The organism is Pseudomonas sp. P4_B3 (assembly GCF_056402295.1).
In genome coordinates this window covers 135,667-148,474 of the sequence record NZ_JBFUHR010000009.1, presented here as the reverse complement: position 1 = coordinate 148,474, position 12,808 = coordinate 135,667, and the positions used below count along the sequence as shown (strand labels likewise).

The 12,808-nt window shown below is 59.2% G+C and carries 11 protein-coding genes; 8 read left to right on the top strand and 3 right to left on the bottom strand.

What is annotated here, in order from left to right; all coding sequences use genetic code 11:
- Positions 1-9: 9 nt before the first annotated feature.
- The 3 genes from dapC to map form a co-directional block, all read right to left on the bottom strand.
- The gene (dapC, locus tag AC1DWG_RS12850; protein WP_477787862.1) at positions 10-1,209 is read right to left on the bottom strand and encodes a succinyldiaminopimelate transaminase; all 1,200 of its coding nucleotides are present in this window, start codon (positions 1,207-1,209) and stop codon (positions 10-12) included.
- A 166-nt stretch (positions 1,210-1,375) separates the two neighbouring features.
- Complete coding sequence (locus AC1DWG_RS12845; protein ID WP_477763886.1) at positions 1,376-4,078, bottom strand: [protein-PII] uridylyltransferase; 2,703 nt, start codon at positions 4,076-4,078, stop codon at positions 1,376-1,378.
- Positions 4,079-4,119: 41 nt separating this feature from the next.
- Complete coding sequence (map, locus tag AC1DWG_RS12840) at positions 4,120-4,902, bottom strand: type I methionyl aminopeptidase (protein WP_015093761.1); 783 nt, start codon at positions 4,900-4,902, stop codon at positions 4,120-4,122.
- A gap of 371 nt (positions 4,903-5,273) precedes the next feature.
- On the opposite strand from map, the gene rpsB reads away from it, so the two are divergent.
- The 8 genes from rpsB to rseP all read left to right on the top strand — a co-directional run bounded on the left by rpsB (position 5,274) and on the right by rseP (position 12,740).
- Complete coding sequence (gene rpsB, locus AC1DWG_RS12835) at positions 5,274-6,011, top strand: 30S ribosomal protein S2 (RefSeq protein WP_003222119.1); 738 nt, start codon at positions 5,274-5,276, stop codon at positions 6,009-6,011.
- Positions 6,012-6,200: 189 nt separating this feature from the next.
- Complete coding sequence (gene tsf / locus AC1DWG_RS12830; protein WP_477755108.1) at positions 6,201-7,064, top strand: translation elongation factor Ts; 864 nt, start codon at positions 6,201-6,203, stop codon at positions 7,062-7,064.
- Between the two features lie 210 nt (positions 7,065-7,274).
- The gene (pyrH, locus tag AC1DWG_RS12825; protein WP_108216656.1) at positions 7,275-8,018 is read left to right on the top strand and encodes a UMP kinase; all 744 of its coding nucleotides are present in this window, start codon (positions 7,275-7,277) and stop codon (positions 8,016-8,018) included.
- Positions 8,015-8,572, top strand: coding sequence for a ribosome recycling factor (gene frr / locus AC1DWG_RS12820; RefSeq protein ID WP_477755109.1), 558 nt, complete (start codon positions 8,015-8,017; stop codon positions 8,570-8,572). Before pyrH ends, frr begins: the two co-directional genes overlap by 4 nt.
- Before the next feature lie 13 nt (positions 8,573-8,585).
- Entirely contained in the window at positions 8,586-9,341 is a 756-nt protein-coding gene (gene uppS, locus AC1DWG_RS12815; RefSeq protein ID WP_477755110.1) for a polyprenyl diphosphate synthase, read from the top strand.
- The gene (locus tag AC1DWG_RS12810) at positions 9,341-10,147 is read left to right on the top strand and encodes a phosphatidate cytidylyltransferase (RefSeq protein WP_477787861.1); all 807 of its coding nucleotides are present in this window, start codon (positions 9,341-9,343) and stop codon (positions 10,145-10,147) included. The genes uppS and AC1DWG_RS12810 overlap by 1 nt, the downstream gene beginning before the upstream one ends.
- Positions 10,144-11,334 (top strand): 1-deoxy-D-xylulose-5-phosphate reductoisomerase, encoded by a 1,191-nt coding sequence (ispC, locus tag AC1DWG_RS12805; RefSeq protein WP_477787860.1) that lies wholly within the window; start codon positions 10,144-10,146, stop codon positions 11,332-11,334. Before AC1DWG_RS12810 ends, ispC begins: the two co-directional genes overlap by 4 nt.
- 53 nt (positions 11,335-11,387) lie before the next feature.
- The gene (gene rseP / locus AC1DWG_RS12800; RefSeq protein WP_477787859.1) at positions 11,388-12,740 is read left to right on the top strand and encodes a sigma E protease regulator RseP; all 1,353 of its coding nucleotides are present in this window, start codon (positions 11,388-11,390) and stop codon (positions 12,738-12,740) included.
- The last annotated feature ends 68 nt before the right edge of the window (positions 12,741-12,808 follow it).

The window sequence follows — 12,808 nt, the reverse complement described above, 5'->3', positions numbered from 1 at the left end:
GCGGCGCGGTTATTTGCGGCGCTGGATGAACGCGCGAATCCGCTCGGCAGCTTCGACACACTCGGCAAGCGGCGCCACCAGTGCCATGCGCACACGCCCGGCACCCGGGTTGACGCCATCCACATCCCGCGACAGGTAAGAACCCGGCACCACGGTCACGTGTTCCTGCTCGAACAGGTCGCGGCAGAAGGCGGCGTCGTCACCGGCTACATTCGGCCACAGGTAGAAGCTGCCATCCGGGCGCTGTACGTCCATGACCGGGCTGAGGATTTCCAGAACCGCATCGAATTTCTCGCGATACAGTGCACGGTTGGCGCGCACATGCACCTCGTCATTCCACGCGGCAACACTGGCCAGTTGTGTTTGAACCGGCATCGCGCAGCCGTGGTAGGTGCGATAGAGCAGGAAGCCCTTGAGGATGTCGGCGTCACCGGCAACAAAGCCTGAACGCAGTCCCGGCAGGTTCGAACGCTTGGACAGGCTGTGGAATACCACGCAACGCTTGAAGTCCTTGCGACCCAGTTCTGCGCAAGCGCTGAGCAGGCCTGGCGGCGGGGTTTGTTCGTCGAAGTACAGCTCGCTGTAGCACTCATCGGCGGCAATCACGAAGTCATATTCGTCGGCCAGGGCGATCAGCTTTTTCAGGATTTGCACCGGAATCAAAGCACCGGTCGGGTTGCCTGGCGAGCACAGGAACAGGATTTGGCAGCGTTTCCAGATGTCTGGCGACACGGCGTCGAAATCCGGGTTGAAGCTGTTTTCGTCCAGGCACGGGAGGTAATGCGGCTTGGCCCCGGCGAGGAACGCCGCGCCTTCGTAGATCTGATAGAACGGGTTCGGGCTGACCACCAGCGCGTCATCGCCACGGTTGACCACGGTCTGGGTGAAGGCGAACAGCGCTTCGCGAGTGCCGTTGACCGGCAACACGTTGCGCGCGGGGTCGATCCAGCCCTTGGGGACGTCGAAGCGACGCTCGCACCATGCCGCGATGGCTTCACGCAGCTCCGGGATACCGAGTGTGGTCGGGTACACAGCCATTTTTTCCAGATTGCTGGCCAGGGCCTCGGCGACAAAGCTTGGCGAACGGTGTTTCGGCTCGCCGATGGACAGCGCGATCGGACGCTTGTCCGGGTTCGGCGTCACGCTGCCAAGCAGGGCGCGGAGTTTCTCGAACGGGTAGGGCTGGAGCTGGGACAGGGCGTTGTTCATCAATGTATCTCGTTCGGTGTGGGAACGGGCAAGCCCTGTTTCCTGTAGGAGCTGGCTTGCCAGCGATGGTCGTCAACGATAACGCGTGCTTACTGGGTAAGCGCGGCGCTCTTTAGTCCATCGCTGGCAAGCCAGCTCCTACAAAGGGCAGGCTCGCGTTGTTGGTTCAGATGCTGATGCGCGACAGTTTGATATCGGATTCCTGGTTGACGCTCAGTTGTTCGACGATCGCATCCTGCAGGCGGCTGCACAGCAGCGGGTCGGACAGCGGCTGATTGTTGGCGTCGGTGATGAAGAACACGTCTTCCACGCGCTCGCCGAGGGTGGCGATCTTGGCGTTCTGCAGCGACAGGTCGAACTCCAGGAAAATCGTGCCGATCCGCGCCAGCAGGCCCGGGCGGTCGGGCGCCGTGAGCTCCAGTACCGTCACCTGACGCTGGGCATCGTTGTGGATCGTCACCTGTGGCGCAAAGGCGAAATGCTTGAGCTGACGCGGAACCCGGCGCTGGATGATGGTCGGGTAGTCGTCCGGGTTGCGCAGGGCTTCGGTCAGGCCGTCACGGATTTGCTTGATCCGCGCCGGGTTATCGCCAATCGAGTCGCCGTCGGTGTCGAGCACGATGTAGGTGTCGAGGGTGAACTGGCTGCTGGAGGTGATGACCCGGGCGTCGTGAATGTTCAGGTTGAGCTGGTCCATCGCGGCCACGGTCACGGCAAAGAAGTCGTGCTGGTCGGGGGCGTAGATGAAGATTTGCGTGCCACCTTCAAATTCGCGCTGGGTAGTTTCCTTGATCAGTACCAATGGCCCGCCGTCGGTCGGCTGCTGGAGGATCGCGTCGCTGTGCCAGGCCACGTCGCCGGCGGTGTGGCGCAGGAAATAGTCATCACCCAACTGCGCCCACAGTTGCTCGACATCGTCCGGGTCGGTGCCGCCGCGCACCAGGATATCCAGGGCGGCGCTCTGGGTCTGGCGGATCTGTTCTTCGCGGTCCACCGGGTTCTCCAGGCCACGACGCAGGGCGCGCTTGGTCTCGGTATAGAGCTGGCGCAGCAGGCTGGCGCGCCATGAGTTCCACAGGGTCGGGTTGGTGGCGTTGATGTCGGCGACGGTCAGCACATACAGATAGTTGAGGCGGGTTTCGTCGCCGACGATCTGTGCGAAATCGTGGATCACCTGCGGGTCGGACAAGTCCTTGCGCTGGGCGGTGGTCGACATCACCAGGTGGTTTTGCACCAGCCACACGATCAGGCGGCTGTCCCACGTGGGCAGATGGTGGCGCTGGCAAAAGGCCTCGGCATCCACGGCGCCGATGTCCGAGTGATCGCCCTGCCGGCCTTTGCCGATGTCGTGGTACAGGCCGGCCATGTAGATCAGCTCGGGTTTGGGCAGCTTGCCCATGAGCTTGCTGGCCAGTGGGAATTTTTCCGACACCTGGGTGTACTGCAACTTACGCAGGTGTTTGACCAGGTTCAGGGTGTGCGCGTCGACCGTATAGATGTGGAACAGGTCATGTTGCATCTGCCCGACGATAAAGCCGAATTCGGGCAGATAGCGCCCCAGGATGCCGTAACGGTTCATCCGCCGCAGGTTGCGGTGGATGCCGATCTTGCACTTGAACAGCTCGATAAACAGGCTGGTGTTGCGAATATCGTTGCGGAAGTCGTCGTCGATCAGGTGACGGTTTTCCCGCAGCAGACGAATGGTATCGGCGCGCACGCCCTTGATTTCCGGCTGCTGGGCCATCAGCACGAAGATTTCGAGCATGGCGAATGGCGTGCGGCGCAAGACGTTGTTGTTGCGTGCCTCGATATAACCGTCATGCAACTGGAAGCGCGAGTTGATCGGCTGCGGTGGGGCTTCGTCTTCCGGTGCGAGGATGACTTCCTCGAAGTGCTGGATGATCAGGTCGCTGAGCTGGGCGATGCTCATCACCACCCGGTAATACTGCTGCATGAAATTTTCGATGGCTTGCTTGGCGTCGTCGCCTTTGAAACCCAGCAGTCCGGCAATGGTGCGCTGGTGATCGAACAGCAGGCGGTCTTCGGAGCGGCCAGCGAGCATGTGCAGGGCATAGCGAACCTTCCACAGGAACTCCTGGGAAGAGGCGAGCAGGGCGTTTTCACTCTCGACCAGGAATCCTTCGCCCGCCAGTGCCCGCAGGTTCAGGGTACCGTACTCGCGACGGGCCACCCACAGGATCGTCTGGATATCCCGCAGGCCGCCGGGCGAGCCTTTGACGTTGGGTTCCAGGTTGTATTCGGTGTCGTTGTACTTGTGGTGGCGGGCCTTTTGTTCGGCACGCTTGGCCAGGAAGAAGTCCTTGCTCGGCCACATGTGCCCGGTGCTGGTGACGTCCAGCATACGCTGGCGCAGATGCTCGGGGCCGGCGATGGTGCGGCTTTCCATCAGGTTGGTGACGACCGTCAGGTCGGCACGGGCCTCGACGGCGCACTCCTCGACCGAGCGAACGCTCTGGCCGACCTCCAGGCCGATGTCCCACAGCAGCGTCAGAAAACGCTCGATGGAATCGCGGAAAACTTCATGGTCGGCGCTGTCCAGCAGGATCAGCAAATCGATATCGGAATAAGGGTGCAATTCACCACGGCCGTAGCCGCCGACCGCAACCAGCGCGATGTCGGCTTCCTCGCTCCAGCTGAACTGATCCCAGGCTTTTTGCAGGATGTTGTCGACGAACCAGGCGCGATCCTCGATCAGTCGGCGAATGTCGCGGCCGCTACGAAAGCGCGCGTCAAGCACCTCGCGGGCCTGGCGGATCGCCTTCTTGAAGGCCGCGATCGGGCTTGCCTTCAGGGCCAGTTCAGCCTGGAACTGGCCACGGTCGAAGAGTTCGGGATCCACCTGCGGCATCGATTGGCTTTCCTTTCTATAGGCGATGTACGGTAACGGGATCAGGCCGAAACGCGAGGGATGGTGTCATCGCTGCGCAGGGTGAAGATCTCGTAACCGGTTTCGGTCACCAGCAGGGTGTGTTCCCACTGTGCCGAGAGCTTGCGATCCTTGGTAATCGCGGTCCAGCCGTCGCCCAGTACCTTGGTGTCGGCACGGCCCTGGTTGATCATCGGCTCGATGGTGAAGGTCATGCCGGCCTTGAGTTCCATGCCCGTGCCAGCGCGGCCGTAGTGCAGGATTTGTGGCTCTTCGTGGAACACCTTGCCGATTCCGTGGCCGCAGAATTCGCGAACCACCGAGAATCCGTTCTTTTCAGCGTGCTTCTGGATGATTTCGCCGATGTCGCCCAGGCGGCAGCCGGGTTTGACGATTTCAATCGCCTTGTACATGCATTCCTGGGTGACCTGGGACAGGCGCTCGGCCCAGACCGGCACGGTGCCGACGTGGAACATGCGGCTGGTGTCGCCGTGGTAACCGTCCTTGATGACGGTGACGTCGATGTTCAGGGTGTCGCCATCTTTCAGCGGCTTGTCGTTCGGGATGCCGTGGCAGACAACGTGGTTGATCGACGTGCAGATCGACTTCGGATAGCCCTTGTAGTTGAGCGGGGCAGGGATGGCTTTCTGCTCATTGACGATGTAGTCGTGGCAGATCTGGTTCAACTGATCGGTGGTAACGCCCGGCTTGACATGTTCGGCAATCATTTCCAGCACATCGGCGGCCAGTTTGCCGGCGATACGCATTTTGGCGATATCCTCGGGGGTTTTGAGGGTGACGGTCATACAGGCTCTCTCTGCGCCAGGCGGCGCTTTCTAAACGGAAAGGGCGTTGCGCGATTGATCTTCGCAGCCCTGAAAAATGCGATTCTACCAGACGATCAGCGCAAATCTGCGCCTGTGTGCATCGCTTCTCTCTATAGAATGGTGCATTCTTGGCGGATTCCAAGGGATGGAGCAAAGCGTCCGCCAGGATTTCAGAATCCGGGTTCCGTTTTGCCCTGCCTTGTGATATAAAATGCGCCGCTTTCCGGGGATGTCCCGAAAAGCCTAAATCCACACACGTGTCGACACGATGACCTGGGTGCCTTCAGCTGATGCTGCTGGTTGGTCATTGGGATACGTGGAGGCCAAACCCGACTTATTAAGGAACTATCATGTCCCAAGTCAACATGCGCGATATGCTGAAGGCCGGTGTGCACTTCGGTCACCAGACCCGTTACTGGAACCCGAAAATGGGCAAGTACATTTTCGGCGCGCGTAACAAGATCCACATCATCAACCTTGAAAAAACCCTGCCAATGTTCAACGAAGCTCTGACTTTCGTAGAGCGTCTGGCCCAGGGCAAAAACAAGATTCTGTTCGTCGGCACCAAGCGTTCCGCTGGCAAGATCGTTGCTGAAGAAGCGGCACGTTGCGGTTCGCCGTACGTCGATCACCGCTGGTTGGGCGGCATGCTGACCAACTTTAAAACCATCCGTGCTTCCATCAAGCGTCTGCGTGACCTTGAAGTTCAAGCCGAAGACGGTACTTTCGCCAAGCTGACCAAGAAAGAAGCGCTGATGCGCTCCCGTGACCTGGAAAAGCTGGATCGTTCCCTGGGTGGTATCAAGGACATGGGCGGTCTGCCAGACGCTCTGTTCGTTATCGACGTTGATCACGAGCGCATCGCGATCACCGAAGCCAACAAGCTGGGCATCCCGGTTATCGGCGTAGTCGATACCAACAGCAGCCCGGAAGGCGTTGACTACATCATCCCAGGCAACGATGACGCAATCCGCGCTATCCAGCTGTACATGGGTTCGATGGCTGACGCTGTCATCCGCGGTCGCAACAATGTTGCCGGCGGCACCGTTGAGTTCGCAGCTGAAGAAACTCAGGCTGCAGCTGAGTAATTGACGCCTTGGCGTTGACTCAGTAAGCAAAAAGGGGGCTTGGCCCCCTTTTTGCCACCTCGAAAACCATTTGTCGGCGCCCACTGCTCTATCTGTAACGTGCGGCAGCTAACAAGGGTGGTTCGGGAAGAATTGATCGCCCGTTCGATCGGGTGGAATGGTTGAAAACCTATCCAAGAGGATTTTGAAATGGCAGAGATTACTGCAGCGTTGGTCAAAGAACTGCGCGAGCGTACCGGCGAAGGCATGATGGATTGCAAAAAGGCCTTGACCAAGGCTGGCGGCGACATCGAGAAAGCCATTGATGACATGCGTGCTTCGGGCGCCATCAAGGCTGCCAAGAAAGCCGGCAACGTTGCCGCTGAAGGCGCTATCGCCATCAAGGCTGACGACAAGGTAGCCGTGCTGCTGGAAGTGAACTCGCAGACCGACTTCCTGGCCCTGCAAGACGACTTCAAGAACTTCGTTGCTGCCAGCGTAGAAAAAGCCTTCGACGAAAAACTGACCGACGCAGCTCCGCTGATCGCCGCTCAGGAATCGGCTCGTGAAGCCCTGGTGGCCAAAGTTGGCGAAAACGTCAACATTCGTCGCCTGGTACGCGTAGAGGGTGACGTAGTCGGCACCTACCTGCACGGTAACAAGATCGGTGTTGCTGTTGTTCTCAAGGGCGGCGATGTTCAGCTGGCCAAAGAGATCGCCATGCACGTGGCGGCAAGCAACCCTGAGTTCCTGCTGCCATCGCAGGTTTCGCCAGAGGCCATCGAGCGCGAGAAGGGCGTTTTCCTGACCCTGAACGAAGACAAGATGAAAGGCAAGCCAGCTGAAATCGTCGAGAAGATGATTGCTGGTCGTATCACCAAGTTCCTGGCTGAAGCCAGCCTGGTCGAGCAAGCTTTCGTCATGAACCCGGAAGTCACCGTGGGTGCCCTGGCCAAGAAAGCCGGCGCTGAAATCGTTTCCTTCACTTACTTCAAGGTAGGCGAAGGCATCGAGAAGCCAGTGGACAACTTCGCAGAAGAAGTTGCTGCCCAGCTGGCTGCCGCCAAGCAATAAGACGGTTTTTTAACTGTCGCCCAGAAGAGGCTGCCCGCTTACGCGCGCAGCCTCTTTTCAGATGGGGCACCAATTTTTATTTGGTTTCCTTTTGGAACTGGCTTACAAAGCCATGTTCCGATGGCGCTGAAGCAGCGCCAAGCTAGATTGAGCGCCAGCTGTAAACAGCTCGCAAAGAATTTTTAAAATACGCCGCAGGAGAGATTCGCAATGGCTCAGCAGGGCAGTGGTTATCAGGCTCGCTATAAACGCATTCTACTCAAGCTTAGCGGCGAGGCCCTGATGGGCTCGGAAGAGTTCGGGATCGACCCGAAAGTTCTGGATCGCATGGCATTGGAAGTTGGCCAACTGGTCGGCATCGGTGTTCAGGTCGGTCTGGTCATCGGTGGTGGCAACCTGTTCCGCGGCGCGGCGCTCAGCGCGGCGGGCATGGATCGGGTTACCGGCGACCACATGGGCATGCTGGCCACTGTGATGAACGCCCTGGCAATGCGCGACGCGCTGGAACGTGCCAATATCTCGGCCATCGTGATGTCGGCCATTTCCATGGTAGGCGTGACCGATCACTACGATCGCCGCAAGGCCATGCGCCACTTGAACTCCAAGGACGTGGTGATTTTCGCGGCCGGTACGGGTAACCCGTTCTTTACGACGGATTCGGCTGCCTGCCTGCGTGCAATCGAAATCGATGCCGATGTCGTGCTCAAGGCGACCAAGGTCGATGGCGTCTACACCGCTGACCCGTTCAAAGACCCGCATGCCGAGAAGTTCGATCATCTGACCTACGATGAAGTGCTGGATCGCAAGCTGGGTGTGATGGATCTGACGGCCATTTGCCTGTGCCGCGACCACAAGATGCCGCTACGCGTATTTAACATGAACAAGCCCGGCGCCCTGCTGAACATCGTGCATGGCGGCGCTGAAGGAACCCTGATCGAGGAAGGCGAACAATGATCAACGAAATCAAGAAAGACGCTAAAGAGCGCATGCAGAAGTCCGTGGAATCGCTGGCGCACAACTTCGGTCGTATTCGTACCGGCCAGGCGCACCCGAGCATCCTGGAAGGCGTGATGGTGCCGTACTACGGCGCCGACACTCCGATCAAGCAAGTGGCCAACATCTCCGTCAAGGACGCCCGTACCCTGCAAGTCGTCGCCTTCGAGCGCAACATGCTGGGTGCTGTCGACAAGGCGATCGGCAGTGCTGGTCTGAACCTGAACCCGACCAACCTTGGCGAGTTGCTGCTGATCAGCATGCCGGCGCTGACTGAAGAAACCCGTCGTGGCTTCACCAAGCAGGCTCGCGACGTTGCTGAGGATGCCCGTGTAGCGGTGCGTAACATCCGTCGTGATGCCAACAGTTCGCTGAAAGATCTGGTCAAGGAAAAAGAAATCAGCGAAGACGAAGAGCGTCGCGCCACTGGCGAGATTGACGATCTGACCAAGAAGTTCGTGGCCGAAATCGACGCGAAGCTGGCAGAGAAAGAAAAAGACCTGATGGCCGTATAAGGGTCGCGTTTTCATGGAAAAGACCAAGCAGACTGCACCGTCCGCGGTGCCGCGCCATGTCGCGATTATCATGGATGGTAACAATCGCTGGGCGAAAAAGCGCTTTATGCCGGGTGTCGCCGGGCATAAAGCGGGTGTGGATGCGGTGCGTGCGGTCATTGAGGTTTGTGCCGAGGCCAAGGTCGAAGTGTTGACCCTGTTCGCCTTTTCCAGCGAGAACTGGCAGCGTCCGGCCGATGAGGTCAGCGCCTTGATGGATCTGTTCTTCAGGGCGCTGCGTCGTGAGGCCAAGCGCCTCAACGACAACAACATCAGCCTGCGCATCATTGGTGACCGCTCGCGTTTTCATCCGGAGCTGCAGGCTGCCATGCGTGAAGCCGAGGCCATGACGGTTGGCGCCAATCGTTTTATCCTGCAGATCGCCGCCAATTACGGCGGTCAGTGGGATATTGCGCAAGCTGCGCAACGACTGGCACGAGAAGTTCAGGCCGGGCACTTGCGTCCGGAAGACATCACACCTGGTCTGCTGCAGACCTGCCTGGTCACGGGCGACCTGCCGTTGCCGGACCTGTGTATCCGTACCGGTGGCGAGCGCCGCATCAGCAACTTCCTGCTCTGGCAACTGGCCTATGCCGAGTTGTATTTTTCCGACCTGTTCTGGCCGGACTTCAAACACGATGCCATGCGCAATGCGCTGGCCGATTTCGCTTCCCGCCAGCGCCGCTTCGGTAAAACGAGCGAGCAGGTCGAGGCTGGAGCCCGGGTTTAATGCTTAAACAACGAATCATCACCGCGCTGATCCTGCTGCCGATTGCCCTGTGCGGGTTTTTCCTGCTTGAAGGTTTCGGTTTTGCACTGTTCATCGGGCTGGTCGTGACCCTGGGTGCCTGGGAGTGGGCGCGCCTGGCGGGTTTCGCCGCTCAGGCGTTCCGCGTCGGCTATGCCGCCTTGGTCGCTTTTGCACTGTTCCTCATGTACATCCTGCCCGGCCTCGCGCCTTGGGTATTGGGTGCTTCGGTGTTGTGGTGGGCGGTGGCGACGTATCTGGTGCTGACCTATCCGCATTCGAGCGAGCATTGGTCCAATGTGGCGACCAGGTTGGTGATCGGCCTGTTGATTCTCCTGCCGGCCTGGCAAGGTCTGGTGCAGATCAAGCAATACCCGCTGGGTAACTGGCTGATCATGGCGGTGATGGTGTTGGTCTGGGGGGCCGATGTTGGCGCCTACTTCTCTGGTCGTGCTTTCGGCAAGCGCAAGCTCGCACCGCAGGTCAGTCCGGGCAAGAGCTGGGAAGGCGTTTACGGTGGTCTGGCGCTGAGTCTGGTGATTACCGCAATGGTTGCCCTGGTGCGCGACTGGACGGTGGCCGAGCTGCTCAAAGGGCTGATCGGTGCCGCGCTGATCGTGTTCATTTCGGTGGTGGGCGACCTCACTGAGAGCATGTTCAAGCGCCAGTCCGGGATCAAGGACAGCAGCAATCTGCTTCCGGGGCACGGCGGCGTGCTGGATCGTATCGACAGCCTGACAGCAGCGATTCCGGTATTTGCCGTGCTGCTGTGGATGGCGGCCCCATGAGCCGCTCGCAACAGATTACCGTTCTGGGTGCGACCGGCTCGATTGGCCTGAGTACGCTCGACGTCATCGCTCGCCATCCTGACCGTTATCAGGTCTTTGCCTTGAGTGGCTTCAGCCGCTTGAGTGAATTGCTGGCGCTGTGCGTGCGCCATGTGCCGCGATTTGCTGTCGTGCCTGAGGTCGCTGCTGCCCGCACCTTGCAGGATGATTTGCGCGCAGCAGGTCTTTCGACCCGTGTTCTGGTGGGTGAGGAAGGTTTGTGTCAGGTCGCTTCCGATCCGGAAGTCGATACGGTCATGGCGGCCATCGTCGGTGCAGCGGGATTGCGCCCGACACTGGCGGCGGTCGAGGCTGGCAAAAAGATCCTCCTGGCCAATAAAGAAGCACTGGTCATGTCCGGCGCGCTGTTTATGCAGGCGGTGCGCAAGAGCGGTTCGGTGTTGCTGCCGATCGATAGCGAGCACAACGCGATTTTTCAGTGCATGCCGCTCGATTATGCTCGTGGCCTCGAGGCGGTCGGTGTACGTCGGATTCTGCTGACAGCTTCCGGCGGTCCGTTCCGGCAGACGCCAATAGCTGAACTGGCGCATGTTTCTCCCGATCAGGCGTGTGCGCACCCGAACTGGTCCATGGGGCGAAAAATCTCCGTTGACTCGGCCAGCATGATGAACAAGGGGCTTGAGTTGATCGAGGCTTGCTGGCTGTTCGATGCCAGGCCATCCCAGGTCGAGGTGGTGGTTCACCCGCAAAGTGTGATCCATTCGCTGGTCGACTACGTCGATGGTTCTGTTCTGGCGCAGTTGGGTAATCCGGACATGCGCACGCCCATCGCCAATGCCCTGGCCTGGCCGGAGCGGATTGACTCGGGTGTGGCTCCGCTGGATCTGTTTGCCATTGCGCGGCTGGATTTTCAGGCACCGGATGAAGAGCGTTTCCCTTGCCTGCGTTTGGCCCGTCAGGCAGCCGAGGCGGGGAACAGCGCGCCGGCGATGCTCAATGCGGCGAACGAAGTGGCGGTGGCGGCATTTCTCGACGAACGGGTTCGTTACCCGGAAATCGCGAGTATCATCGAAGAAGTATTGAATCTTGAGCCCGTAGTAGCAGTAGGTGATCTCGAGGCAGTGTTCACGGCGGACGCGAAGGCGCGATTGCTGGCCAGACAATGGTTGAGTCGTCACGGGCGCTAAATGCTGCGGATAGTTGACCCAGGCAGCAGCGGATCGGATTGCGGAGAAAGTAGATGAGCGCGCTCTATATGATTGTCGGCACCCTGGTCGCTCTGGGTGTGCTGGTTACCTTCCACGAGTTCGGCCATTTTTGGGTCGCGCGTCGTTGTGGGGTCAAAGTGCTGCGCTTCTCCGTAGGCTTCGGCATGCCTTTGCTGCGCTGGCACGACAAGCAAGGCACCGAGTTCGTCGTCGCCGCCATCCCGTTGGGCGGCTACGTCAAAATGCTCGACGAGCGCGAGGGTGACGTCCCCCTCGATCAGCTCGGCCAGACCTTCAATCGCAAATCCGTTCGTCAGCGCATTGCCATTGTAGCTGCAGGGCCGATAGCCAATTTCCTGCTGGCATTGGTGTTCTTCTGGGGTTTGGCAATGCTCGGCAGCGAGCAGGTGCGTCCAGTCATCGGGGCTGTCGAGTCCGGCAGTATTGCGGCCAAGGCGGGTTTGAGCCCCGGTCAGGAAATCGTGGCCATTGATGGTGAGGCGACTTCCGGCTGGGCGGAGGTGAATCTGCAATTGGTTCGTCGCCTGGGTGAAAGCGGCTCGTTGCAGATAATGGTTCGCGAACAGGGGGGCACAGCTGATTCTCCTCGTGAACTTGCGCTGAACAAATGGCTCAAAGGGGCTGACGAGCCTGACCCTATCCACTCATTGGGGATTCGCCCGTGGCGCCCGGCATTGCCGCCTGTCCTGGCTGAACTCGATCCAAAGGGGCCAGCTCAGGCTGCCGGCCTGAAGACGGGTGACCGGTTGCTGGCGCTTGATGGTCGTACGCTGGATGACTGGCAGCAGGTCGTCGATACCGTCCGTATGCATCCTGATACCAAAATCATGCTGCGGGTTGAGCGCGACGGTGCTCAAATCGACGTCCCGGTGACGCTGGCCGCTCGCGGCGAGCGCAAATCACCCAGCGGATACCTGGGGGCGGGGGTGAAGGCTGTCGATTGGCCGCCGGAGATGATCCGCGAGGTCAGTTACGGGCCGTTGGCAGCGATTGGCGAGGGGGCTCGACGCACCTGGACCATGAGCGTGCTGACCCTTGATTCTCTGAAGAAAATGTTGTTCGGCGAGCTCTCGGTAAAAAACTTGAGTGGACCGATAACCATTGCTAAAGTGGCGGGCGCTTCGGCCCAGTCGGGTGTTGCTGATTTCCTGAATTTCCTTGCTTATCTGAGTATTAGCCTGGGCGTTCTGAATTTGTTGCCCATTCCGGTACTGGATGGGGGGCATTTGTTGTTTTATCTGATCGAGTGGGCGCGTGGTCGTCCCTTGTCGGATCGGGTGCAAGGTTGGGGGGTACAGATCGGTATCAGTTTGGTGATCGGGGTGATGTTGCTTGCTCTGGTCAATGATCTGGGTCGATTGTAACGCTTCGCTGAATTGCGAATCTGCCGCATTTTGCGGCAGTTTGTTTATTGCCAGTTGGAATAAGAAAG